General features: G+C 54.4%; 25 protein-coding genes and 1 pseudogene. 6 read left to right on the plus strand and 20 right to left on the minus strand.

Translation table 11 applies throughout. The annotated features are described in order from the left end of the window. Positions 1–311: 311 nt before the first annotated feature. Both D3878_RS06870 and D3878_RS06875 read left to right on the plus strand, forming a co-directional pair. The gene (locus D3878_RS06870; protein WP_274381938.1) at positions 312–641 is read left to right on the plus strand and encodes a plasmid pRiA4b ORF-3 family protein; all 330 of its coding nucleotides are present in this window, start codon (positions 312–314) and stop codon (positions 639–641) included. 119 nt (positions 642–760) lie between these two features. Then, a complete protein-coding gene (locus D3878_RS06875; RefSeq protein ID WP_119784789.1) occupies positions 761–1,135 on the plus strand; it encodes an EthD domain-containing protein in 375 nt (124 codons plus the stop codon). Here the strand turns inward: D3878_RS06875 and D3878_RS24785 are convergent. From D3878_RS24785 to D3878_RS06920, 9 genes are all read right to left on the minus strand, one after another. Continuing rightward, a complete protein-coding gene (locus D3878_RS24785) occupies positions 1,083–1,454 on the minus strand; it encodes a transposase family protein (RefSeq protein WP_119784790.1) in 372 nt (123 codons plus the stop codon). The two genes, D3878_RS06875 and D3878_RS24785, sit on opposite strands and share 53 nt — an antisense overlap. Before the next feature lie 92 nt (positions 1,455–1,546). Beyond that, positions 1,547–2,584, minus strand: coding sequence for a saccharopine dehydrogenase NADP-binding domain-containing protein (locus tag D3878_RS06885; RefSeq protein WP_119784791.1), 1,038 nt, complete (start codon positions 2,582–2,584; stop codon positions 1,547–1,549). A 68-nt stretch (positions 2,585–2,652) separates the two neighbouring features. Beyond that, complete coding sequence (locus D3878_RS06890) at positions 2,653–4,635, minus strand: oxidoreductase (RefSeq protein ID WP_233556258.1); 1,983 nt, start codon at positions 4,633–4,635, stop codon at positions 2,653–2,655. A gap of 129 nt (positions 4,636–4,764) precedes the next feature. Continuing rightward, on the minus strand, positions 4,765–5,424 hold the full coding sequence (locus D3878_RS06895) for a 3-oxoacid CoA-transferase subunit B (protein WP_119784792.1): 660 nt from the start codon (positions 5,422–5,424) through the stop codon (positions 4,765–4,767). Then, positions 5,424–6,128, minus strand: coding sequence for a CoA transferase subunit A (locus D3878_RS06900; protein ID WP_119784793.1), 705 nt, complete (start codon positions 6,126–6,128; stop codon positions 5,424–5,426). The genes D3878_RS06895 and D3878_RS06900 overlap by 1 nt, the downstream gene beginning before the upstream one ends. A gap of 9 nt (positions 6,129–6,137) precedes the next feature. Further along, complete coding sequence (locus D3878_RS06905) at positions 6,138–6,929, minus strand: enoyl-CoA hydratase/isomerase family protein (RefSeq protein ID WP_119784794.1); 792 nt, start codon at positions 6,927–6,929, stop codon at positions 6,138–6,140. A gap of 60 nt (positions 6,930–6,989) precedes the next feature. Continuing rightward, on the minus strand, positions 6,990–8,354 hold the full coding sequence (locus D3878_RS06910; RefSeq protein ID WP_119784795.1) for an aromatic ring-hydroxylating oxygenase subunit alpha: 1,365 nt from the start codon (positions 8,352–8,354) through the stop codon (positions 6,990–6,992). Positions 8,355–8,400: 46 nt separating this feature from the next. Continuing rightward, on the minus strand, positions 8,401–9,390 hold the full coding sequence (locus tag D3878_RS06915) for an alpha-ketoacid dehydrogenase subunit beta (protein ID WP_119784796.1): 990 nt from the start codon (positions 9,388–9,390) through the stop codon (positions 8,401–8,403). After that, positions 9,387–10,361 carry a thiamine pyrophosphate-dependent dehydrogenase E1 component subunit alpha gene (locus D3878_RS06920; protein WP_233556259.1) on the minus strand — a complete coding sequence of 325 codons (975 nt, stop codon included), beginning with the start codon at positions 10,359–10,361 and terminating at the stop codon, positions 9,387–9,389. The genes D3878_RS06915 and D3878_RS06920 overlap by 4 nt, the downstream gene beginning before the upstream one ends. Positions 10,362–11,259: 898 nt before the next feature. Here D3878_RS06920 and D3878_RS06925 point away from each other — a divergent pair. Further along, positions 11,260–12,255, plus strand: coding sequence for an AraC family transcriptional regulator (locus D3878_RS06925; RefSeq protein WP_420799574.1), 996 nt, complete (start codon positions 11,260–11,262; stop codon positions 12,253–12,255). Here the strand turns inward: D3878_RS06925 and D3878_RS06930 are convergent. Then, positions 12,229–12,561 (minus strand): annotated as a pseudogene (locus tag D3878_RS06930) (IS3 family transposase); the annotation flags it as partial. The gene D3878_RS06925 and the pseudogene D3878_RS06930 overlap by 27 nt on opposite strands. Positions 12,562–12,944: 383 nt before the next feature. Here D3878_RS06930 and D3878_RS06935 point away from each other — a divergent pair. Continuing rightward, positions 12,945–13,493, plus strand: coding sequence for a carboxymuconolactone decarboxylase family protein (locus tag D3878_RS06935; protein ID WP_119784799.1), 549 nt, complete (start codon positions 12,945–12,947; stop codon positions 13,491–13,493). Between the two features lie 342 nt (positions 13,494–13,835). On the opposite strand, the gene D3878_RS06940 is transcribed toward D3878_RS06935, so the two are convergent. Genes D3878_RS06940 through tnpA form a run of 4 tightly spaced genes read right to left on the minus strand, consistent with a single transcriptional unit; the run spans position 13,836 to position 16,814 of the window. Continuing rightward, positions 13,836–14,435, minus strand: a complete 600-nt coding sequence (locus D3878_RS06940) for a plasmid pRiA4b ORF-3 family protein (protein ID WP_119784800.1) — start codon at positions 14,433–14,435, stop codon at positions 13,836–13,838. 50 nt (positions 14,436–14,485) lie between these two features. Further along, complete coding sequence (tnpC, locus tag D3878_RS06945; RefSeq protein ID WP_119784801.1) at positions 14,486–16,057, minus strand: IS66 family transposase; 1,572 nt, start codon at positions 16,055–16,057, stop codon at positions 14,486–14,488. Between the two features lie 29 nt (positions 16,058–16,086). After that, the gene (tnpB, locus tag D3878_RS06950; protein ID WP_119784802.1) at positions 16,087–16,434 is read right to left on the minus strand and encodes an IS66 family insertion sequence element accessory protein TnpB; all 348 of its coding nucleotides are present in this window, start codon (positions 16,432–16,434) and stop codon (positions 16,087–16,089) included. After that, positions 16,431–16,814, minus strand: coding sequence for an IS66-like element accessory protein TnpA (gene tnpA, locus D3878_RS06955; RefSeq protein WP_233556260.1), 384 nt, complete (start codon positions 16,812–16,814; stop codon positions 16,431–16,433). Before tnpA ends, tnpB begins: the two co-directional genes overlap by 4 nt. A 128-nt stretch (positions 16,815–16,942) precedes the next feature. Here tnpA and D3878_RS06960 point away from each other — a divergent pair, with 128 nt between their 5' ends. After that, positions 16,943–17,131, plus strand: a complete 189-nt coding sequence (locus D3878_RS06960; RefSeq protein WP_119784804.1) for a rubredoxin — start codon at positions 16,943–16,945, stop codon at positions 17,129–17,131. Positions 17,132–17,226: 95 nt separating this feature from the next. On the opposite strand, the gene D3878_RS06965 is transcribed toward D3878_RS06960, so the two are convergent. The 4 genes from D3878_RS06965 to D3878_RS06980 all read right to left on the minus strand — a co-directional run bounded on the left by D3878_RS06965 (position 17,227) and on the right by D3878_RS06980 (position 20,993). Beyond that, a complete protein-coding gene (locus D3878_RS06965; protein WP_233556261.1) occupies positions 17,227–18,030 on the minus strand; it encodes a glucose 1-dehydrogenase in 804 nt (267 codons plus the stop codon). Between the two features lie 9 nt (positions 18,031–18,039). After that, positions 18,040–19,272: a cytochrome P450 gene (locus D3878_RS06970; RefSeq protein WP_119784805.1), complete on the minus strand. Its 1,233-nt coding sequence runs from the start codon at positions 19,270–19,272 to the stop codon at positions 18,040–18,042. 111 nt (positions 19,273–19,383) lie between these two features. Next, positions 19,384–19,842 carry a nuclear transport factor 2 family protein gene (locus tag D3878_RS06975; RefSeq protein ID WP_119784806.1) on the minus strand — a complete coding sequence of 153 codons (459 nt, stop codon included), beginning with the start codon at positions 19,840–19,842 and terminating at the stop codon, positions 19,384–19,386. A gap of 14 nt (positions 19,843–19,856) precedes the next feature. Continuing rightward, on the minus strand, positions 19,857–20,993 hold the full coding sequence (locus D3878_RS06980; RefSeq protein WP_119784807.1) for an NADH:flavin oxidoreductase: 1,137 nt from the start codon (positions 20,991–20,993) through the stop codon (positions 19,857–19,859). Positions 20,994–21,285: 292 nt separating this feature from the next. Here D3878_RS06980 and D3878_RS06985 point away from each other — a divergent pair, with 292 nt between their 5' ends. Next, positions 21,286–21,510: a helix-turn-helix domain-containing protein gene (locus tag D3878_RS06985; protein WP_158592202.1), complete on the plus strand. Its 225-nt coding sequence runs from the start codon at positions 21,286–21,288 to the stop codon at positions 21,508–21,510. Here the strand turns inward: D3878_RS06985 and D3878_RS06990 are convergent. Together D3878_RS06990 and D3878_RS06995 are read right to left on the minus strand one after the other, a co-directional pair. After that, entirely contained in the window at positions 21,499–21,819 is a 321-nt protein-coding gene (locus tag D3878_RS06990; protein WP_119784809.1) for a 2Fe-2S iron-sulfur cluster-binding protein, read from the minus strand. The two genes, D3878_RS06985 and D3878_RS06990, sit on opposite strands and share 12 nt — an antisense overlap. Before the next feature lie 2 nt (positions 21,820–21,821). Beyond that, the gene (locus D3878_RS06995) at positions 21,822–23,102 is read right to left on the minus strand and encodes an NAD(P)/FAD-dependent oxidoreductase (protein WP_119784810.1); all 1,281 of its coding nucleotides are present in this window, start codon (positions 23,100–23,102) and stop codon (positions 21,822–21,824) included. Positions 23,103–23,196 lie beyond the last annotated feature (94 nt).

Consider the following 23,196-nt stretch of genomic DNA (forward strand, 5'->3'; position numbering starts at 1 on the left):
GCCCCGAGACAGCGCGCTCATCGCTAACAGGCGAAATCCGACCTGGGCGGACATCTCATATCTGACCGTTCGCCGTTTCACCCATTCAATCCCTTATAAATCTGTTCACGCAACTTCATGGCCCGGCAGCTATGTATTCCCTACAGTTACAGGTACAGGTACACCGACTTCGCCTGCGCGATGCGCGCCACATCACCGTTTTGAGACACTTTAGTTGAGCCCGACGGGCCCGTATTGATGCTCAATGACAAAATCACCTCTCCATACGACTAACGCGGGTTTCTTGCGAGGGCCGCCGGGAGAGAAGTGGCATCAGCTTTTCGAGCAATGCCGATCAGGTTCGATTGTGCGATTTAAAATTCCGCAATAACGAGCGCTTCATCTACGAGTATGACCTCGGTAACTACTGGCAACACGAAGTCCGCGTTGAAGCGCGCTTGGCGCGGGAAGATAAACGCACCTATCCCTGCTGCATTAACGGTCGACGGCGGGCGCCGCCGGAAGACTGCGGCAATCCCTTGACCTTCATGGCGCGACGGGATGCCGTCCCGCTGCAAGTTGCGGATTTATTCGAGATCATCCGTAAATATCACGTTATATGTGATGTCGCGCCTGATACACATTCTGTCGCCCAATGGTAATACGTCCACAGGTGAATTGGTTACTATCGTTCCGCCAATGTTGAAGAAGTGAGTACACCGCGCGCGATGTTTGCGCCGCCTCTATGCGGTAACACAAAAGACATGAATGGAGAATCGCCGTGCTTAAACAGATCGTACTTTTGAAGCGTCGTCCCGGAATGACGATGGAGGAGTTCAAGGACTATTATGAGAATGTCCATTCCAAGCTTGGTGAAAAGTATATGCCCTTGGCGCGGCGTTACTTCCGACGCTATGTGTGCCCAGAGCCAAATCCTATTACACGGCAGGTAGAAGAACTCGATTTCGACGTTGTAATGGAGATTTGGTGGGACTCTCGCGAGGATTTCGAGTCAACGATGGAGTCAATCGGTAGCGGTGAAATACACCGGTTGTTCGTTGAAGATGAGAAGAAGATCTTTGATCGACATAGTAATCGTGTCTTCACTGTTGAAGAAAAGGAGTCAGTGATGGATAGGAGCTGGGAGGGTTGCTGATCTGGCCGCAGCTCCCAAACCTAATCCGCGGCTCTTCGAGGCGGCATACTGACCTCTTGATGCCGGGCCAGCGTTTGATCTCTGGAATATAGGCCGGGCACGGGCAACGCCACACAGTGCCGCGTCTCGACACGGCCATGCCCCTTGTCGAGTGTCTCAAAGTGGGAAGGGCTTCAATGTCGTCCCATCCCTCGGCCCCGGCCATGATTGCGCACAACGCGATCACCAGAATATCGGCAAGCGCGTGATCAAAGCGGCCTGTCACGCGTGGATCGTCAATGCCTCTCAGCCGTTGCACCAGGATCATGCCAGGATTCATGTCTGCCCCCGATTCAAAATCAAGGAGCAAACATTGTTAACGGCTTTTAATGCTCCGTGGTCGGAATAACGGGGCAAAGCCTGAAACCGGAACTAAAGCGGCGTCACACCCAATTGGGCACACGCACCCTCGATTGAGTTGACGACACTCGACGGCGCCTGGAATCCGGTTGGCCTGCCGCCATCGTCCAACTCACGAGAAATCAGAAGCGCCATGCGTGCGGTCTGTTCATAGATCGGCCACGACGTTATCGCAGCCTGTGTCGACTCATCCCCTCGCGACAAGTAAGCGGTGACGAATCCCACAAATGCTGGCTCTTCTTCCACCGCCTGACCTGCTGCCGAGCCGATTTTTTCAAGATACGCCAAGCGCCCTTTTTCGTCCTTCAGCCCAGAAGCCGCCGAGGTAAACATTTCCGCGGTTTGCTCCGCTGCCTCGGCGGGAACATCGATGCCAGAACGAAAGCTCTCGAACCGCATGTAGCGCGATACAAGAATGGGGTCCGCCAGCGGCCGCTCGACTAGCGTCCTGCCCCCTATTTTGTGGATGGAGCCGAGTGTTTCTCGTTCCACCAGTTCGCCATGTTCGACCACAACACCAGGGTGGCTCAGTATCTCCATTTCCGAAAGAAGGGTCCCGTAACTTGGCGTAAAGCCACCTGCGAAGTAACCGGTGACTCCCGCTGTCGCGTCAGGCATTTTTTTTAACGCGAGCCGGACCGCGAAATCTCCAGTCGCCCCTGAGTAGCCTGCGCCAGGGCATAAAGTAACGCCGCGCTCGCGTGCAGGCTCATCCAGCTCCCGCAGCATGCGCAAAGTGTCACGCACCTCCCCGCTGAAGTCCATGTAGTGCGCACCCGCCATGATGGCGGCGCGCGCCAGGCCATGCCCCAATGCACCGGACGGTGTGGCCGCGTTAAGCAGTACATCGCCAGGGCCCAGGGCGGAAACAACCGAACCCATGTCGCTCGCATCGACCCGGCACATCTCGAAGTCCGCTCCGAGCCCGGCCAGCCTCCGTCTCGCTGTATCGATATTTCGAACCGCCAGTCGTAACTCCACATCCTGCTGCAACGCGTACTGAATAATGCGGCGACTTGTCTCGCCAGTGGCACCAACCAATAAAATCATTTGTATTCCTTTTTCCTGGAGACTGGAACTTTCCTTGTTAATATCTGATTATCTCGGTCGAGAAATCGTCAGGCAATAGAACGGGCAATTCTGTGTCCTTCGGCTATCGCCACCTGGACGTCGCGCGGCGCCAAGGCATCGCCGACCAGGAAAATTTCCCGCCCTTCACTTCGAAGGATATCGTATAGTTCACGCAACGGCTGGTTCTGGGTAACCAGCACCACGGTGTCGGCCGCAACCGTCCGCGTCAGCCCATCCGGCGCCTGCCATGGCCGAACAATGCATTGGTCGCTGCCAATGTCGACAAGATGATGGCGCAGCAAAGCTTCGAACTGGCCTAGGGCATAAAACCGCTCCAGCGCCGGCACATCGCGCCAAGTAGTCTGTACGTAGGGGGTCATGCTGACGGCATGAGTCACGTAGGTTACGCTGGCACCCAAGCTGAGAAGCTGCTCCACGGCTGCGATCGCCTCGTAGTGCCCGACGGTATCAAACACGAGCGCAGTTGAACCGCGCTGTACGCTTCGCGCTCCAAGCAAGAGGTCATGCGATGAAATAACGTGCTTCCGGTCGGCCCCTTTGATCGGCGCATTTGGATTGGCCAACTGGAAGCCATCCATCCTTGGGACCGATCCAGTCGCAATGATGACGACATCAGGCGCAGCGGCCAATATATCATCCGCGGACATATAAGTTGACAGCTTGATGTTCACTCCCAACCGGTAAATCTCTTGCTCCAGCCAGTAGGTGATGTCACCCAAGGTACGCAAGGTAGGTGCCAGTTTGGCGATATTTACGGTACCGCCCAGAACAGGCTGCGCCTCGGCAAGCGTCACATGATGGCCCCTGATGGCCGCGATGCGTGCCGCCTCCATGCCCGCCGGCCCACCACCGACCACCAATACCGTCTTCGGATTGCTCACCCTTTGCAGCAAATCTTCCGCTTGGCTAACTTCCGCGCCGACTGCCGGATTGACAGCACACCCCATCCGGCCCACCCTGAATAGACCGCCAATGCAACCCTGGTTGCATGCGATGCACGGCCGGACTTCGTCAGCGCGTCCTTCCCGTGTCTTGCGCACCAGGTCGGGGTCTGCGATCTGCGCTCTGACCATCGATACCAGGTCCGCACTCCCCTCACGAAGAACCTGTTCCACCTCTTCCAGCGTGCGGAAGCGCCCGGTAACGATGCGTGGGAGCCTGGAAACCGATGCAATGTCCGCCGTCGAAGGCAATTCATAGCCGACCGGATTCTGCATCGTTCCCACCATCGTATCCATGCGGTAATAATCCCCCCTGGATACGTCTACGAAATCGATCAGGCCTTCTGCCTCCAGCTGTTTCAATATGAGCTTATTTTCGTCCTCGGTAATGCCGCCTGGCGCCTGGCTAGCACCCAGTCGCACACCGACGGCAAAATCGGCTCCGACCGCAGCCCTGATCTCGCGCATCGTTTCGAACAAAAACCGGCTCCGATTTTCAAAGCTGCCGCCATAGCGGTCTACCCGGTTGTTATAGCAAGGTGCAAGAAACTGGTGGAACAGATAGCCGTGGCAGGCGTGCACTTCCACGCCATCCAGACCGCCTTCCTTGCACTTTATGGCCGCCTGGACGAAAGCCTGCTTCACTTCCTCGATGTCGGCCAGCGACATGACACGGCCCACCAAACCCCAGTACCCCGGAACATCCGATACCGCAAACGGCGGACCGCCGTCAAACGCAGGATACAGGTTTCCGCCATGCCACAATTGCTGAAACACGCGCATTCCATATGGACGCACCGCATCCATCAACTGGCGAAATCCAGGAACGATGGCATCATTGAACAAGGCAAGATGCAATCGGCTGGACGAATGGACACTAGCTCCTTCCAGAATGGTCAGTCCGCAGCCCCCCTTGGCCCGAGCCACGTGGTAGGCAATGAAATCCTCACCGATATCCGGTACGGCAAAACCGGTGTCGTGCGCGGTGCGTACCACCCGGTTTGGCACGACGACATTTCCGATCTGGATCGGCTCGAAAACCCGCTTCAACGTAACCATCGTATTCATCTCTAGCTCCTGTTTGCAACGATACACAGGGCAATTGCCTTGACGTAAGCTTTTTTTTCACTTGCATTCATCATTTTTTCAGTCTCCATTCACCCAATTCAGATATGCGCCATGACAGGCCCAAGCTTTTTATTCCTGCGTTGCTCGGTTCGATTCCACATACCTGGCGCCTGTCTTCTCCCTCACCTCCAAAGCGCTAACGCCCGGCGCCAGTTCAATGAGTTTGAATGGCGCACCGATCCGATCATCCCGCCGGAAAACTGCAAGATCGGTGATGATCATGTCAACAGAATTTGCGCCGGTCAAAGGGAGCGAACAGCGTTCGATGAATTTCATTTCGCCATCTTTGGAAACGTGCTCCATCAAGACGATAATGCGTTTTACCCCTGCCACCAGATCCATCGCGCCGCCCATGCCCTTGACCACTTTTCCCGGAATCATCCAGTTGGCAATATCACCGTTTTCAGCGACTTGCATCGACCCCAGGATCGACAGATCCATGTGGCCGCCGCGGACCATGCCAAAGCTCTCTGCTGAATTGACAAAGGCGGTACCCGGCAACTCGGTAACTGTTTGTTTACCAGCATTGATCAGATCGGGGTCAACTTGGTCAGGAAAGGGAAATGGACCGATGCCCAGCATTCCATTTTCAGACTGGAAAGTGACATCTATGTCCGGGGCGACATGGTTCGCAACCAGCGTCGGCATGCCGATACCGAGGTTGACATAAAATCCATCCTTCAGCTCTCTGGCGGCTCGGGCCGCCATTTGCTCGCGAGTCCAAGCCATTACGCGCCCCCTTTGCGAGTAGTAATCTGCTCTATGCGTTTTTCATAATTCGATCCACGAAACAAGCGATCGACATAAATGCCGGGAGTATGAATATGGTCAGGGTCGATTGTGCCCGCCTCGACAATCTCTTCGACCTCAACGATGGTGATCTTGCCGGCCATGGCAACCAGAGGATTAAAATTGCGCGCGGTTTTCCTGTAAATCAGATTTCCTCGCGTATCAGCCTCCCAAGCCTTGACGATAGCCAGATCCGCCGTTAAGGCGGTCTCGAGGATGTACTCGATGCCATTGAAGTATTTGTGTTCCTTTCCTTCCGCGACGATGGTCCCGACCCCGGTGCGGGTATAAAATCCCGGTATGCCAGATCCGCCTGCGCGAATACGCTCGGCAAGCGTTCCCTGCGGATTGAATTCCAGTTCAATCTCCCCGGAGAGATACTGACGCTCGAATTCCTTGTTTTCGCCGACATAAGAGCTGATCATTTTTTTGATCTGGCCAGTCTGCAGCAATAAGCCTAGACCAAAGTCGTTCACGCCCGCATTGTTGGAAATTACGGTCAGATTTTTTACTCTGCTGTCACGAATTGCGCTGATCAGGTTTTCCGGTATGCCGCATAAGCCAAAGCCCCCAGCGGCGATCGTCATGCCATCGAACAGCGTGTCCGCCAAAGCGGATTTCGCACTCTCATAGATTTTATTCATGATTCCGTATCAATCAGCCTTGAATACCGGAGCGCGTTTCTCCATCAATGCGAGTACGGCATCCTTATGATGGTCCGAGGACATGGTGAGGTTTTCAAGGCCGATATGGGCTTCTATGGCCGCTTCGGCCTGACGGCGCAATACCATATTGATGGATTGTTTGGTCGCTCTGATCGCTTCAGTCGCCCCGCTCGCCAGCTTTTCGGCATAAGCATCGACCTCGGCGTCCAGCATATCCGCCGGCACTGCCTTGTAGATCAGGCCGATCGCGGCGGCCTCCACAGCACCTATCGGTTCCCCGGTAAGCAGGTGATGCCGGGCGCGGGCAAAACCGATCAGTTGCGGCCAGAGCAGAGAGCCGCCATCACCGGCTGATAATCCGACATTGACGTGCGAATCGGCAATCTTGGCGGTATCAGCCGCGATAACGACATCGCAAAGAAGCGCGAGGGTTGCTCCCAACCCCATCGCATGGCCGTTCACGCGCGCAATCACCGGTTTGTCCAGCCCAAGCAGCGAATGCACGATATGCGGGGCCCGGCGCATCGACTCCGCCCTGACCTTTGTATCTTCTATGGACTTCAACATGCCGTGGAAGTCTCCACCTGCGGAAAAGGCACGCCCTGCGCCGGTCAAGATAACGACATGGCAATCGGGATCCCGCGCAATATCGTAGAAAATATGGGACAGTTCATCATGCAGCTGAAAGCTTGCCGCGTTCACGGGAGGATTGTCCATGGTAACGGTCAATATCTTCCCTCGGCGTTCGAATTTCAATAATTCGTATCGGTCGTACAACATTGAATCTCCAGAATATTTTGTATGCGCCAAATCCAGATTGCAGCACTCTCCACTACGCATTCAGGGACGGTCAGGCACCTCGGGGTGGTCGTAAGGATCAAGCAGGAACCGGCGCAGCTCACGGTGGAAATTGCTGATGGTGCGCTCCTGGACAGGATTGGTCCGCTCGCCAGCAAATCCGCGCGACTTCATCCCCTTTTGAACCTCGGGAATATTGACAAAATCCTGCTTGTAAATCAGGGGCCATTCGGCATCGCGCCAGTTCTCATAGAACTCGCGCTTCAACGGCGGCTCCTGGCCTGGGCCGTAACGCTGCAGAGACCAGACATCGAAAATGCAGCTTTCGGGGTCATGGCCATTGGGGCGCACGCGATACCACAGCACTCCATCGATCGAACCATGCAGATAAATCGTATTCGGAAACACGTGCCAGTCCAGGCCTGAGCGCTCGATATAGTCGGCAGTCAGTTCAGCAGGCCACCCGGATCCGTCCGCCACGGCGGCCTCGACCTGAACCTGCACCCACTTGTTGAGCACCTCGCCGGGCGGATCCGTATTGGTCACTTCCTCCCGCAAGCGCTGCGTCGCGTTGTAATTGCGTTCAGTGACCATCGCTTTCAGGTCGCGATTGAATTGGTTGACAAATTCAAGAATATGCTCACGAAGCGGCGGCTCCTCTTTCGGCGGTAGACGCGGCGAACGCTTGAACGGAATGGCGCCATTAGCGTCATACCAGACTGAACCGTGGCGGCCAAAACCAGCACTTTTCGAATAATCGTTAGTGAATTCCAGCAACTGGCGATGTGCCTGCTGCACGTGGTAAAACTCGTTAAAGAAACCAAGCACCGTTTTCCAGTTCGCCGGCATGATGACGGTTTTGTACCAGCGATAACGAAGTTTTTCAAACTCGAACTTGGCACAATAGTCATCGACCGGATGAAGAAATTCTGCAAGCGACTGGCTTTGCGGGTCCATGTTAATGAAGACAAATCCGCCCCAGGTATCCGCCTTGATTTCCTTGAGGTTAGCATCTCCTTCCTTAAGGCACGCGCCCCAGTCATCGCGATCGATCACCCTGATGTTTTTACCCCCAAGATCGTATTGCCAGCCATGAAACTTGCAGGTGAATTTCTCTGCTCGGCCAGTCCCTTCAGTCAGGCGACGCCCACGATGCGCGCAGACATTGTGATAGGCCTTTATTTCGCTCTCGCCAGTGCGCACGACGATGATGGAGTCATCCACAATATCGTAGGTCAGGAAATCGCCAATCTTTGGGATTTCTTCCAGCCGGCACGCGATCTGCCAGACATAGGGCCAGAGACGCTCCTCTTCCAGGCGAGCGAAGTCCGGGCTGTAATATGCTTCCTTCGGCACGAAATCGTCACGCACGTCACCAATAGGAAACCCTTTCCTCTCAGCGGTCATTTTGTACCTCCTGATGTGTATTGCATAAGGCGCAGTCCTTTGAGTTTCACTTTGACGCAAGCTCCCTGATTGCCGCTTCCAATTCCGCTTTGCCAGGCAAGAAGGCCTCTTCGAGGTGCTTGGAGAACGGGACCGGCGAAAATTTGCTGCCGATTCGCTTAACAGGCGCCTTTAGTTCGCTAAACAAGGCTTCATGAATGATCGATGAGATTTCAGCGCCAGGCCCAAATTTTTTCGTCGCCTCATGCAGGACGATTGCGCTGCGGGTTTTCGATACCGACCGCAGGATCGCAGCTGTGTCAAGTGGCGCGACAGTGCGCAGATCCAGCACCTCCACCGACACGCCCTCACTTTCCAGCTTCCTGGCAACCGCCATTGCATCATGAACCTGCCTGCCATAGGTGATGACAGTCACATCCTTGCCGGCGCGCACCACATTCGCTTGTCCAAGCGGGATGCGGCGGCCCCGTTCCGGCGCATCGCCCTTGGTCCAATACATGGGCAAGGTTTCGACAAAAATGCAGGGGTCAGGGTCTTCGATGCACGAGAGCAGCAAGCCGTAAGCGTCTGCCGGAGTCGAAGGAATGACGACTTTCAAGCCCGCCGTATGTGCAAACCAGGCTTCCAGAAAATCGCTGTGCTGTCCGCCGTTGCCCATCCCGGCTCCAGTCATGGTTCGTATCGTGATCGGCACATTGGTTTGTCCACCGGACATGAAACGAAGCTTTGCTGCATGGTTCACGATCATGTCCATCGCAACGGTCGTGAAGTTCATCAGCATAATCTCGGGAACCGGCTTGTAGCCGACCATCGATGCACCGATTGCGGCACCCATAATCGCCTGCTCGGCAATTGGCGTAGACCGGACACGTTGAGCCCCAAATTTGTTGGCAAGCCCTTTGGTAACGCCGATCACCCCACCGCCCTCCTCATCAGCGACATCTTCACCGAGCAGCAGCACCTTGGGATCGGCTTCCATGGCGTCATGCAGCGCAAGATTGATCGCCTCCAGCATATTCAATTTTTCAGAGCTCATGCTGCCTCCACTTCATGCTGAAATACATCCCGGTAAATTTCCGCCGCGTCCGGATAAGGACTCGCAAGGGCAAATTGCAGCGCCTCTTCGAGCTCTGCAGCGATGCCGGTTTCGATTGCAGCAAGTTCATTTTCCGTCGCGTGATTGTTGGCTAACAGCCAGTTGCGATAGATGGGATAGGGATCCTTCTCCATGTGAGCCGCTCGCTCGCCTGGGCTCATATAGGAGTCGTCATCGCCGAACACATGACCATAGAATCTGAATGTAATGGCCTCGATCAGGGTCGGCCCACCTCCCTCCCTAGCTCGCTCAATTGCCTCGCGCGCGGCAGCATGCATGAGAAGAGGGTCATTACCATCGACGGTTACCCCGGGCATCGAATAGCTTTCGGCACGCTTCGATATCCGATCAATCGCGGTACCGGAGGAATATTTGGTATGTTCCGCATAACCATTGTTGGAGCAAACGAAGACAACCGGAAGTTTCCAGAGGGAGGCCAGATTCAGCGCCTCATGGAATGCCCCGATGTTGCTCGCGCCATCACCGAAGTAGGCTATGGTGACACGACCGTCTCCGGACAATTGGGAAGCCCATGCCAGACCATTGGCGATAGGCATGGTCGAGCCCACGATGCCGGTTGTAATCATCACGCCGCTGGCGGGATGGGTAATGTGCATCGGGCCGCCTTTGCCTTTGCACGTGCCGTCGATGCGTCCGGCCAGTTCCGCCCAAACCTGTTTCAAGGGAGCCCCTTTGGCGAGGGAGTCATGTATGCCACGGTAGATCGTGCAAATATAATCCTCCTTGCGCAGGCAAACGGAAACTGCTGCTGGTATCACTTCCTGTCCACGCGATGAGTAGTACGGCATGCTTAACCGGCCAGACTTGATTGTTGAACGCAGTTTTTCGTCGTTCATCTTCAGCAACGCCATCTTCCGGAACATTTCAATTAAATCTCTTTTCTCAGCCAAAGTTTTCCTCCACATTCCCAAAATTTAGCGGCAAGTACCATCGACAATTGATCACACGATGCGAAGAATAAGGTTTGCCAATATCCGCAGTCTTGATTCTGTACGACAGGTGTGCGCCATCTGGCGACACCGGTGGTTAAAAACACTCAATGAAATGGATCGGATACAGGACGCCACGCCGTCCAGTTCGCTGCCTGCAGCTCAGGCAATGCATGCTGCTCGAGAACTTCGCAGATAGGCATCAGGATTTGTTGAGTAGACATGATCATTCTTTTGCCCCTCCAATCGTGGCATAATAATTTTTCTCGCCACGTCCGATAATCTGCCATACTTCATCAAGGTCCTTGCCAATGCACTGTGCTAGACAGTGCTCCACATCGGCTGAGAAACTGTACAGAAACGACGGCCCATATTTTCGCATCGCGTCTCTCCACGGCTTTATTGCTGTTGAATGATTAACGATTGGTACCAAGCGTAGCTATTTATTTTCGAAAAAAATCTTAATCCCACGCAACAAAGAAAATACGTTTTGTTGTACGGATTGGAGAGCAATTCCTTCCATGAAACCAAGGTTGGCATAAAATTATTCCGCCACGATCACAGGAATGGAATTGATACGATTAGTTATTGAGTCGATGCTCATTTGCAATTGAATCGATGCTCATTTGGGCCTATAGTGAGCTTGCAACTGCAGGATTCGAAGGGCACTGCGCAAGATGCCCGGAACTGGCCAAGTTATAAATCCTCCGGCCAGGAAAAAGTCGATTTTCCGCAGATATATATGCGCTAGAATAAGCGCCAAAATAATTGGAGACTGCAATTGGAAAGCCTTATCAGTTCCCCGGTTTCAGATGTTGAAAACGACAATCGCAAAAGCTACAAAGCTGCGGTCGTCCGCGTGGAAGCCCTGCGTGACACGTTCCCCAGAGCGGTTAGTGATCTGGGAGGCACCCCGGATCTTTTGCTCCACAAAGAGCACATCACTCCTTCGATACTTCAAGAGTCCAACGCCGTCATTTCGTACCGGGCTGTAATCTCCCTTCTCGAACGTGCTTCTGACGAACTCAACTGCCCCGATTTCGGGCTGAAGCTTGCCGGGTATTCAGGCGATGGAATTACGGTCCTGGGGCCGCTTGAAATCGCTATGCGAAATTCCAAAACGCTTGCAGATGCGTACGACTATTGCGCAAAAAATCTTCAGGTTTACAGCCCAGCGGTGCATATAAGTGTGGGGCGCGATTTTGGCGAAGGTCAAAGCAGCATCGTATTCGATATTCTGCTCGACGGCGTTCCGCGCCAGCGCCAGACCGTCGAACATGCGCTCGGTCTAACTCATCTTGGCGTCAAGTCATTATCGCGTGATAAAGTGCAACCACAAGAGGTTTGGTTTTCGCATTCCCCTCTCGCCCCGCTGAATGTCTACCGCCTTTTTTTCGGAGTGCCGGTAAAATTCGGAATGCCAGCTAATGCACTCTTATTTGGAAAAGACGATCTTCAAAAACCAATCGCCAACAGGAACCCGCAAATCTACGAGATGGCGTGTAGCTTTATCGACACGAAATTTCCTTCTCCCTCGGTGCTTCTCGCCACCCAGGTTCGCATCATCCTGGGCCGACTATTGGCGACAGGACGCTGTACACAGATCAATGTCGCAGACATGCTGGCCATGCACCCACGGACATTCCAGCGCCGATTGAAAGAAGAAGGGACGAGTTTTGAAGAATTGGTCGATGCGACGCGACGTGAGATCGCGCTGCGCAATCTGACTGACACTTCGGTGTCACTAACCCGGATCGCGGAAAAACTAGGGTACAGCGAAACTTCGGTTCTGACCCGAAGCTGCTATCGCTGGTTTTCCAGCTCCCCCCGTCAATTGCGAAAGGGAGGAACATGAAAACCGGAGGTCAACCACGAAATCCATGCTCCAGGCTTCGTTGGGACGAGTTGGCTTGATCTTGATCCCGCGCGAGACCACCATTTTGCGGCGCTTGGGTAGTTTGGAACGCAACTGCAGCTGTTCTTCGCAATACAGGCGGTATGCCTGGTTCTTCCCAAGTTGCCAACCTTCGCGCTTGAGCAAGGCGTGAATGCGCCGATAACCATAGCGCACACGCGTGTGCGCTATGTCCCGCATACGCTGGCGCAGGCCATGCCGCGGATCCTTGACGCTTCGGTAGTAATCATCATTCTCGCAAGATCGCCGTTAGCCATCAAGATGGATTCGCCGGCTTTCAATTACCCATAAATTCTGATATTGCCATAGTAGCGTCCTAGCCTGACCAAAAGATGGTAGTCAGGAGAGTGTGATGGAACAGCAGCAACATTGCCCCCGTGATGTCGTACCGGGATGGCTTGCTCACGAATTAGATGGCTATCGTTTCTTCGATGCCCGCCTGGTTTTACCTTGCCGATGACAACTTTAAAAAATGTCATCCTATGTCTCGTTCTTGACGTCCGCTGTCAAGATATTGCGTAGATGACTTTGCTATTGTTAAGCCTCCTAAAACTGAGGGCGCCTATTCCACCATTACATTGGGAACCAAGGCCAACTTGCAAATCACTGTTTCAAAAGGAGACATAGCAATGCGAGTACATATACCAGAACGGCATGCGTCGAATCCCGTAGCTTATGTGATGTCAACACATGCTGAAGATATTGTTCGCGCGGGCATCAACTTCTCAAAGGAAACCTATTCGAGGTCATCATTGTCGTTGCGTGAATTTGAAGCTGCGCGCACTCGTACTGCACAAATTAACGGATGCGTGTTGTGCAAAGCATGGCGATCTGCGCGTGATGTTCCAGGTTATCTGGAGTCGCTAGGCGCAGAGAGCCATGCGAGCGTCGTCCAGAATGGGCCTGCGCCTGATGAAATGTTTTACCAAAGTGTGTCGAATTGGCAAAACACGGATCTTTTCAGTGAGCGCGAGCGCATTGCGATCGAATATGCAGAACTGATGGGACTTGAGCCAAACGAACTTGCTTACAACGAAGATTTCTGGAGACGGGCCAAAGCAATCTTCACTGATAATGAGCTCGTCGACTTATCGTTCTGTCTTGCGGCTTGGATTGGCCTCGGAAGAGCCATTCATGTTTTAGGCTTGGACAATGCGGCGGCATGCCAGATCTCCTGAGTTCAGCGCGCCTTGCGCACATTCGAGAACTGGGAGCATGATTACCTGCTCGAAGGCAAAGTAAGTCGACGTTCGGACGGGGCTATTGCCCCGATTACGTTCTGTCTCTTACTCTACGCGCTACCGACGAAGGCCGGCTCAATCTGCCTATTCCCAATGCAGGCACTATTCTGAGTTGTAAGCACCCAACGGCCGCCACATGGTCTCATTCATCATACGGATCCGGGCAGCCAGGCCAGATAAATCTGTGTGGTTATTCAACTTTACTTACGGCTTTCATAAGCCCTCTTGCTTATGGACAGATACGTAAGCGTGGCGCCAGCACCGTCTTGACGTAACCCGCTATTTTTTACCCCAGCCATTCCATCCCATGCGTAACAACGTGCTATTCGCAGCGCGCCGATCAAATGCTTCAGGGTCGAAGAATCCGCCAATCCACCTCAGATAGTCTTGCGCTTGCTGGCTAGCGGGTGCTTGCTGAATCGCGGTCAGGAATTCTTCGTAACCGGCAACGCCGCCGACGTCTTCTGGCGGACAGGCGCGTTGCCCGTCAATGATATTGCCGCATCCCATTTTGTGTGCGCACGATTCGATTTTTTCAACCGTAATCTTATGCATCCAACTGTCGCCGAAGTCATATTGATAGACGAACATTTGTCCTGGATAGGTCAGTCGTTGCAGCTTCGCCTTGCGATTATCGAATGCCACCTGCTCTAGATCTTCGATCGAATCAAGCACGTTCTCATTATCCAGCATTGCGTAGATGCGCTCTTCAATGACGAACTCATGCAGGTGAGAGCTGGTCCAGCCGAAGGCGGCCTGGATGATGTGATGCAGGCCGCGCAGTGTGATGTCGTCATCGACCTCGATGCGGCGCCAGATTGCCGGTGTGATGTCTTCGAGTTCAACGCGAAGGGTAATGATTTGGGGCAGCTTTGCCATGGGTGGTCCAGGTTGAAGGGAATTGCCGCAACCTCCCTTGCAAGGTCGGCCTAAGCTTGTAAAAGCGCGAGTTTATCAGCCACATTCCATGGCAACAAATCGCTCACCCGGTTGACCGGGTAGTCGGCAATGTGCGTCAGCACGTGGCGCAGGTAGGCCTGCGGGTCGATGCCGTTGAGTTTGGCGCTGACGATCAACGAGTACATCGTGGCGGCGCGCTCGCCACCGCTGTCGGCACCCAGGAACAGGAAGTTCTTACGGCCCAGGCAGCACGTCCTCAACGCATTCTCGGCGATGTTGTTGTCGATCTCGACGGTGCCGTCGTCACAGTAGTACACCAGCGCTGGCCACTGATTAAGCATGTAGTTGATGGCCTTTGTGGTGTCCGATTGCGTCGACAGCGTGAGCAGGCGCATACGCAGCCAGGCTTCAAAGTCATCGAGCAAGGGACGCGCTTGCGCCTGCCGTATCCGCTTCCGATGATCCGGTAGCTGGCCACGAATCTGCTCCTCGATTACATACAGTTCGCCGATCCGACGTAGCGCCTCGGTCGTCGTCACGGTCGCCTTGCGTACATGCAGATCGTGGATATTGCGGCGCGCGTGGGCCATGCACGCCGCCTCTCGTACGCGACCGTCAGCAAAGACCTTATCGTAGCCCGGGAATGCGTCCGCCTGAAGGACGCCGCTGAAATGGGCAAGGTGCGACTGCGGATGCTGGCCCTGGCGGTTCGGCGTGTAGGCAAACCACGCGGCTGGTGCTGCCGCTGAACCGGCGCGGCGATCGTCGCGTACGTAGACCCACAGGCGGGCTGTCTTGGTTTGACCATTGCCTGGCGCGAGTACGGGCATCGGCGTGTCGTCAGAATGCACCTTCCCGGGTTGAAGAACGTACTGCTGAAGTGCATCGACCAGCGGCCGCATCAGCGCCCCGCATGCACCGACCCAGCGTGCCATGGTCGAACGGTCAAGCTCGACGCCATCACGTGCGTAAATGGCGGACTGGCGGTAGAGCGGCTGGTGGTCAGCGAACTTTGAAACGAGTATTTGCGCCAGCAGCCCTGGCCCGGCGATGCCGCGTTCAATGGGCCGGCTCGGCGCCGGCGCCTGCACAATATGATCGCAGCAGGCACATGCCTTCTTGCGCCGTATGTGACGAATTACCTTGAAGGCCGAGTCGATGATTTCCAGCTGCTCGGATACATCCTCGCCCAGGGGCTTGAGTTTGCCGCCGCACTCGGAACACGCCTGGTCGGGCGGTTCGATGACACGATCTTCCCGTGGCAGATGCTCAGGCAGCGGCTGGCGCGGGACCTTGCGCACATTGGACGCCATCGACGTCGCTTTTTGCTCGCTGGCGCCGTCCTCGGCAATGAGATCCTCCAATCGCGTTTCCAGCTGTTCGATCTTGCGATCCAACTTCTCGGATTTGCGACCGAACTGCATGCGCTTGAGTTTGGCTAGTTGGAGCTTGAGCTGTTCGATTTCTAGCGTGCGGACATTGAGTGCCTGCTCCAGCGTACTGACGGTGTCGCGCAGTTGCTGCATTTCGCCGCGACTCTGCAGCACTAATGCCTTCAGGGCGTCAATATCATCGGGGAGCGAAGTGGGGCGGGAAGGCATGCGCGCAGTTTACGCGCATGTTTAAACGTTTACAACACCGACATGAGGGGTGCGGTGCGTTCTGGCTGTTTCCAGTTGATGCCTTCAAGGAGCATGGACAGCTGGGCCGGAGTCAGGTGAACCTTTCCGTCGGTGGCCTGTGGCCAGACGAAGCGGCCATGCTCCAGCCGTTTGGCAAACATGCACAGACCGTCGCCACTGGACCACAGCAGCTTGATGACGTTGCCGCGCCGTCCACGGAACGCAAAGACATGGCCACTGAACGGATCATCCAGCAACGCGCTCTCCACCTTGGCGGCCAGGCCATTGAAGCCGCAGCGCATGTCCGTGAAGCCAGCCGCGATCCAGATGCGTGTGCCCGCCGGCAGTCCGATCATGCGCGCAAGCTCTGGAAGATCGTCCTGAGTAGCGCTGCATCGGCGCCGCCATGCACACGGACCACCGCGTCGGCGATGATAATTTCGACCATGACCGATGCTGTCACCGATGTCGGCTGTGCTGCTGCGACGTCCGATGCCACCTCCACAGGCGCATCCGCAAGAACGACTGGCAGCAGCTTTGTAGTCGTTTGTGGAGGCGCATCGTCAAAAAGACCGGCACGAAATTCACGCCGCCATTTGAACACCATGTTTGCGTTCACCTCGTTGGCCATCGCCAGCTTCGAAACCGACACGCCGGCCTCACACGCTGCGGCGGCGAGCCGCCGCTTGAATTCGACCGGATAGTTCGGTCGCCCCTTCCGGTTACCCGGCTTCATTTCAGTATCCAAAGTAGTTCCCATCATAAAAGTAGTGGGAACTACTTTGGCGTGTAGGGCTAGCTACGTCCAGACGGTGCTGGCGCCACGCTTACACAGATACCGTAGCACAGCTAACATGCACGACAATGAAAGGGGTTACAGTGTATAGAAAATGGCAATGCCTAAACTGCGGAAAGATCTACGACGAAGCTTTGGGATGGCAGGATGATGGGATAGCGCCTGGAACGCGTTGGGAAGACATTCCTCCTGACTGGATTTGCCCTCTCTGTGGAGCCGAAAAAAGCGACTTCGAAATGGTAGAAGTCCCCGGTTAGAACCTGATCTATTTTTTACCGTCTGGGTTTCCCCCGATAAGACGGACACATTCGATAGGTATGATGTCCGTCTTATCGGGGGAAACCCACGCCTATCATTGTGCCGTAAAACCGCCATCGACAACCATCGCGTGCCCTGTCACGAAACTCGCCTTGTCGGAGCAAAGCCAGAGCGCTGCCTCCGCGACTTCCTCCGGTTCAGCAAGGCGACCCAGAGGAGCGTGATTGAGTAATCTTTGACGAATCGATTCACTCATCACCATGACTTTGTCTACCATTGCGCTTCGTGTGACACCAGGACACAAAGCGTTGACACGGATATTCGAACGAGCGTATTCCAGGGCCGTACTTTTGCTCAATCCTATCACGGCGTGTTTACTTGCGGTATAGGCAGGCAGAGGGGGCTCAACCACGCCAACCAGACCCTGAATTGATGAGGTATTCACTATGGCGCCTTTGCCGCGCCGTAGCATTTGCGGAATTTGGTACTTCATGCAGAGCATCTGGCTGATCAGATTAATCTCTAGGGTACGGCGAAATACAGCTTCGTCCCACTTATAATCCTCCGCATGAGTAATGCCGGCATTATTGAACGCACAATCCACGCCCCCGAACCGCTCCACAGTGACATTAACCATGCGCTGAACATGTTCGTCCAGTGAGATATCTCCGACAATTGGTAAAGCATCGCCGCCTGCCTCTTTGATGATTCGGACTGTCTCAGCCACGCTTTCCTCGCTAAGATCTGAAACTGTAACCCGCGCTCCTTCCGCTGCAAATTTGATCGCCGCCGCTCGCCCAATCGCGCCGCCGGCGCCAGTGACGATCACTACCTTTCCTTCGAACAGGCCTTTCATATCAATCCTCTTTTCCTTATTGATCTTATCGAAAAACGCCATATTTCCGCATTAAACACGGTCAAAAGAAATATGGAGCTTGGTTAGTCCAAAATTAAAGACATGGGAAATATATTCCACGCCTTCATCCCCATAGGTAAGGCGGAAGTTCTTCATACGCTGAAGAAGCTTGCCGATCGCTATACGCAACTCCGCACGGGCAAGTTGATTGCCAATGCAAAAATGCGCTCCATGTCCAAAGGTTAGATGCTGGCGAACATTTGATCGCTCAATGTTCATGTGGGCCGGACATTCGAATTTGGCCGGATCGCGATTGGCCGCCCCATATTTGATGAGCATGATGGACTCGGCTGGAATCTGCACGCCTCCGATCTCGGTATCCCGGACTGCGCGGCGCCACAGCCCTTGTACCGGCGAGGCAAGCCGAAGCACTTCTTCTATGAACTGAGGAATAAGCTTGGAATCTGACCGTAGTCGCTCCTCAAGACCCGGTTCCTGAATAATGCGGTACATGCACGAACCCATCACGCTGGTTGTCGTGTCATTTCCGGCAACAAGTAGCTGGGTACAGATGGCCACAAGCTCCTGCATGGTAAGGCGTCGTCCGCCGACCTCTGCATGCACAAGGTCGCTGAGCATACATTCACGCGGCGTCTTACGATACTCCTCTGCCTTCTCTGCGATATATCGTTGTAGCTCACAGATGGTATGGGCAATCTTTATTCTTTCTTCAACACTATGACTTTGGTAAGCTTGCGATAAAACAGCCTCTGACCAACGCTTGAATGTTTCGATATCTGACCTCGGAACGCCAAGCTGGTCGGAAATCACGCTCATGGGCACTATGTTGGCCATCTTGCTCATAAACTCGATCTGACCGTCATCGATATGGCGGTCGATCAAATCCTCCACGACTCCGTTTAAATAGTCTTCCATCTGCCGAACACGTACTGGCGTGAATGCCTTGTCAACCAAAGAGCGATAGAAGGTGTGGTCCGGCGCATCGCTGACCACCAGCGTGTTGATCGGGAGATATCCATGTTCCTTGAAAATCGCGTCAACCTGGTCTTGTCCGGGCAATTCTTGAACAAGAAGCTTTCCGGTAACGCTTGAGAAGGTCGCAGCGTCGTTGGCAATCTGGCGCACCAGTTCATAGTCTGTAACTACGTAGTTTCCGGTCACCGGATCGCGATATACCGGGCCGAGAGCGCGCACCTCCTCATAAGCAGAAAATGGGCAGCGCTGAACTTCCGGGTCTGAAAAGGTAATTTGGGAGGATGTCATTATTCACACTTTCTATAATAAAATGTTTATGTAACAGTAAGATAAGGGATTATGCTCGTGCACGAAAAATGGAATGGTGCTACTTTGCGCTCTCACCATCTCCCCGTCTGCTCACTCGCATGCTGTCGGCAGAGGGATCGTCGCCCGGCGCAACCGGGTGAGTTTTAGCGTGGCAATCTGCCATTTACCGCCGTTGCACCGGTATGTCTCGTGATAGTGACCAGCACCAGTCATCTCCGATATCCCGAAAGGATTGTCAGCTGCACTTGACCAGTAAAGCTGATCCTGCATCGGCCATATCGCCCGAGCATTGCGATCATCGATGATCTCGATTTCCGGCATGTAACCACTATGGATACTCACCGTTTTATCCAGAACATCGATGATGAAGGTCATTGCCTCGTCAACCGGTTTAGGCGAATCAAACGCCTCAAGAAAGAATATCGTCGCATCGTCATCAAACAATGAACGCAGCTCCTTCCATTGCTTCGTATCGACAAAGCGGAAATAGCGTGCCTTAAGGTTGCGAATACATTCAATTGCCAGAAGTTTCTCCTGTGCGTCCATCATCTCTCCAATTAGTCTCAAGACAGGCTCAGCAGTGCGTCAGGATGGTACGACATCAGTTCGCCGTGCATCCCTGCCCTGATTTTTTTTGGCCAAGCGGGATCGACAAGCAGCGCACGTCCAACGCCAACCAGGTCGAAATCGCCCCTTTCTAACATTTCAATCAGTCGATCCAAGCTTTCGGGTTTGCTGCTTTCGCCCATCAGGGTAGGCATTACGTCGAGGTCGAGCCCGACGGACCCAACGGTCATTACTGTTTTTCCGGTAATCTTCTTTACCCAGCCGGCAAGGTTCAAGTCACTACCCGGGAATTCTGGCTCCCAGAAACGACGTTGCGAGCAGTCAAAAATGTCGACGCCCGCATTGACCAGCGGAGTTAAAAATTCCTCTAATTCCTGAGGGGTATTGCACAAACGCGCCGCATAGTCCTGCAGCTTCCATTGAGAAAAGCGAAACATAAGAGGGAAGTCGGGCCGCGTCCGTCGCCGCGACTCCTCGACGATTTCGCATGCAAATCGTGTTCGCTGCGCGATCGTTCCACCGTATTTATCCAACCTCTGATTGGTACCTTCCCAGAAAAATTGATCAATAAGATAACCATGCGCACCATGGAATGCGACGCCGTCAAAACCCAGGCGGCAAGCCGTCTCGGCTGCCGTAGCGAACGCATCAATAACGTCGTCGATCTGCCTTTGTGACATCGGATCATTGATTGGAGAGGGCATCTCGCCCATGCCTCCCCCGAGTCCTGAGGGTCCGACTTGCAGATCGGTGTGGCCAGATCCCTTTTCATAAAGACCTTCGATCTTGGACTTCGTTATAAGGCCTACATGCCATAATTGCGGGACAATACGGCCACCTCCGGCATGCACCTCGGAAACCACATTCGCCCATCCGTCAAGAGCGTCGCGGCCATAGAAACGCGGGACATTCTCTTCATTTGAAGCACCGGGATGGGGCACCCAAGTGCCTTCGGTCACTATCAGGCCGACACCGGATTCAGCGCGTCGACGGTAATAATTCGCAACATCTTCTCCGGGGACACCGTCGGGTGAGAACCCCCGTGTCATTGGTGCCATGACAATGCGGTTTTTTAAATGGAGGCCGCCAATATCTACAGGATCGAACAGGGTGCCATAGCTCGTTTTGCTCATTTCCTAATCCTCAAGTGGTTGGGTGGTTCAGTGCGTTGTGGCACACAGGATTTGCACTAATCTTGCCAAGGTCGAACGTGTATGCAATCGTATTTTGGCGTTGCAATCTCCGTTGGTCTTGATAGTTCGCGACAATTATTTGGCATACGGACATGCTGGCCACCCATTCCACAGCAAACGGGCCACCATTTTTTGGCCAGCCGGCTGGCCATGAACTAGCGTAGCACGCGGGGTAACTGCGCCATCCTCGGCAATTTTTGCTGAGGACCAGATGGCGAATAAGAGCTTACCCATGCGAGATATTATTGAAATACTGAGACCGAGTCAGGACGACGGGCGCAGCATCAGGGAAATTGCAAGAATCGTCGACGTGTCGCGCACCACGGTCGGGGAGATCGTGCGCCGAGCCAGTCTTGCCGGCGTGAGTTATCCGGTGCCGGCCGACTGGGCGACAGGCAAGATGCGGTCGATGAAATCATGGAGCAGGCTATACCTGCGGCGCACCTTAGATTTGTGACTCTGGCAGTCGGATAATGAGGCCATCCATAGCTGCGGTGAGCAGGATCTGACAGGTCAACCTGCTGTTATGTTTCATGTCCAGGGCCCCGCCAAGCATATCCAGCTCGTCCGCCTTCGCAGACGATAAACTACCGGTCCACATTTCATCTACGTAGCCATGGCATGTAGCACAACTGCAAGAGCCGCCGCAGTCAGCAAGCACACCTGGCACGCCGTTATTGACAGCAGCTTGCATTGCGGTACTGCCTACTGGCGCTTCCACGCGATGCTCGGTACCGTTGTGTTCAATAAAGGTAATTACAGGCATATTCATCTCGCTACTGAGGGTTGTTGGACCGGCGGCCGGCCGGGCGACGGTAATAAATCTCGGAGAGAAATGGCTGGATTAGCCAGGTCGGAGGGGTCGACTTCGGCCGCTGCGCCCACTAATTGCTTAGCAACCAGGAAATCCGGAGCACGATTCACTGTATCTGCCGCCAGCACACGGCGACCGCGCAGGTAAAATGCCGAAAACGAACGCTCCGATAAATCGCCCCGCAGTATGACCTGGTCGTAGCCGCTTGAAAGCCCGACCATCTTCAGCTTCAGATCATACTGGTCAGACCAGAACCAAGGGACGGAATCATATCTGCGCTGCTTGCCGCAAAGACTCGCCGCCACGGTACGCGCCTGCTCCAGGGCGTTAGGCACCGACTCCAGCCGTATCGAACGTTGGTACAGTTGACTGAAATAACGCGTGCAATCGCCGGTTGCGTAGATCGCAGGATCACTGGTACGGGCAAACTCATCCACCAATACTCCATCCGCCACTGTCAGACCAGCAGCGGATGCAAGTTCAGTGTTCGGCACTAGCCCAATGCCTGCCACCACCAAATCCGCAGGAAAGAGGTCACCGCTGCTGCAGCGGACTGCTACAATATTCGCTCCTGACGAATCAAGTTCAAAGCCTTCCACTTGCTGGCTCGTTTCTATCGTCACCCCAGCTGCTCGATGCACTTTTGCATAGAAATCCCCAACCACCTGCGCAGTGACACGAGCCAGTACACGCTCCGCCGCCTCGAGTACAGTAACCATTAATCCGGCCTTGACAGCCAGTGCTGCCAGCTCCAGGCCGACGTATCCCCCTCCCACCACTACCATACGGCGCCCGGGGATCAGTTGAGATTTGATCCGGTTAGCATCATCCAGCGTGCGCAAGTAATGCAGGTTACGAACCTGGCCCGCACCCAAAACACTGATTGGCAGAGTGCGTGGCCGGCCTCCAGTGGCGAGCACCAACCGTTCATAGCGAAGCTCGCTCCCGCCGCTCAGCGCGACATTCCGAGCCGCACGATCGATCGATTCCACCCGATTCCCTAATAGAAGCCGGATACCGGCACGCTCGTATATGGAGGCCGGCTTCAAGACGACTGTGTCAACGGCCGTCTCACCTGCAAGATAAGATTTTGAAAGTGGAGGCCGGTGGTATGGCAAGTGCTTTTCCTCGGAGATGAGTACGATTTCACCATTCCATCCCGCCTCCCGGGCGGCAACCGACACTTCCACGCCCGCGTGTCCTGCACCTACGATGATAAGTGGATTATTGCTCATAATATTTTAAAGACGTTACATCACACATTCCTGCTTCGACGCTCCCTTAATCCATCGTATTTCGTGAGGGAGACACGCCGACGCGTTCCTTGAA

The organism is Noviherbaspirillum sedimenti, from assembly GCF_003590835.1.
Taxonomy (GTDB): Bacteria; Pseudomonadota; Gammaproteobacteria; order Burkholderiales; family Burkholderiaceae_D; genus Paucimonas; species Paucimonas sedimenti.

What these genes read in the sequence shown, in the direction of transcription:
- D3878_RS06960 (WP_119784804.1), top strand. Translation starts at nt 16,943, where the DNA reads ATGAAAGGGGTTACAGTGTATAGAAAATGGCAATGCCTAAACTGCGGA.
- tnpB (WP_119784802.1), bottom strand. Translation starts at nt 16,434, where the DNA reads ATGATCGGACTGCCGGCGGGCACACGCATCTGGATCGCGGCTGGCTTC.
- D3878_RS06910 (WP_119784795.1), bottom strand. Translation starts at nt 8,354, where the DNA reads ATGACCGCTGAGAGGAAAGGGTTTCCTATTGGTGACGTGCGTGACGAT.
- D3878_RS06885 (WP_119784791.1), bottom strand. Translation starts at nt 2,584, where the DNA reads ATGATTTTATTGGTTGGTGCCACTGGCGAGACAAGTCGCCGCATTATT.
- D3878_RS06985 (WP_158592202.1), top strand. Translation starts at nt 21,286, where the DNA reads ATGCGAGATATTATTGAAATACTGAGACCGAGTCAGGACGACGGGCGC.
- D3878_RS06980 (WP_119784807.1), bottom strand. Translation starts at nt 20,993, where the DNA reads ATGAGCAAAACGAGCTATGGCACCCTGTTCGATCCTGTAGATATTGGC.
- D3878_RS24785 (WP_119784790.1), bottom strand. Translation starts at nt 1,454, where the DNA reads ATGAATCCTGGCATGATCCTGGTGCAACGGCTGAGAGGCATTGACGAT.
- tnpC (WP_119784801.1), bottom strand. Translation starts at nt 16,057, where the DNA reads ATGCCTTCCCGCCCCACTTCGCTCCCCGATGATATTGACGCCCTGAAG.
- D3878_RS06890 (WP_233556258.1), bottom strand. Translation starts at nt 4,635, where the DNA reads ATGAATACGATGGTTACGTTGAAGCGGGTTTTCGAGCCGATCCAGATC.
- D3878_RS06900 (WP_119784793.1), bottom strand. Translation starts at nt 6,128, where the DNA reads ATGAATAAAATCTATGAGAGTGCGAAATCCGCTTTGGCGGACACGCTG.
- D3878_RS06895 (WP_119784792.1), bottom strand. Translation starts at nt 5,424, where the DNA reads ATGGCTTGGACTCGCGAGCAAATGGCGGCCCGAGCCGCCAGAGAGCTG.
- D3878_RS06975 (WP_119784806.1), bottom strand. Translation starts at nt 19,842, where the DNA reads ATGATGGACGCACAGGAGAAACTTCTGGCAATTGAATGTATTCGCAAC.
- D3878_RS06915 (WP_119784796.1), bottom strand. Translation starts at nt 9,390, where the DNA reads ATGAGCTCTGAAAAATTGAATATGCTGGAGGCGATCAATCTTGCGCTG.
- D3878_RS06935 (WP_119784799.1), top strand. Translation starts at nt 12,945, where the DNA reads ATGCGAGTACATATACCAGAACGGCATGCGTCGAATCCCGTAGCTTAT.
- D3878_RS06940 (WP_119784800.1), bottom strand. Translation starts at nt 14,435, where the DNA reads ATGGCAAAGCTGCCCCAAATCATTACCCTTCGCGTTGAACTCGAAGAC.
- D3878_RS06905 (WP_119784794.1), bottom strand. Translation starts at nt 6,929, where the DNA reads ATGTTGTACGACCGATACGAATTATTGAAATTCGAACGCCGAGGGAAG.
- D3878_RS06970 (WP_119784805.1), bottom strand. Translation starts at nt 19,272, where the DNA reads ATGACATCCTCCCAAATTACCTTTTCAGACCCGGAAGTTCAGCGCTGC.
- D3878_RS06965 (WP_233556261.1), bottom strand. Translation starts at nt 18,030, where the DNA reads ATGGCGTTTTTCGATAAGATCAATAAGGAAAAGAGGATTGATATGAAA.
- D3878_RS06990 (WP_119784809.1), bottom strand. Translation starts at nt 21,819, where the DNA reads ATGCCTGTAATTACCTTTATTGAACACAACGGTACCGAGCATCGCGTG.
- tnpA (WP_233556260.1), bottom strand. Translation starts at nt 16,814, where the DNA reads ATGAAGCCGGGTAACCGGAAGGGGCGACCGAACTATCCGGTCGAATTC.
- D3878_RS06995 (WP_119784810.1), bottom strand. Translation starts at nt 23,102, where the DNA reads ATGAGCAATAATCCACTTATCATCGTAGGTGCAGGACACGCGGGCGTG.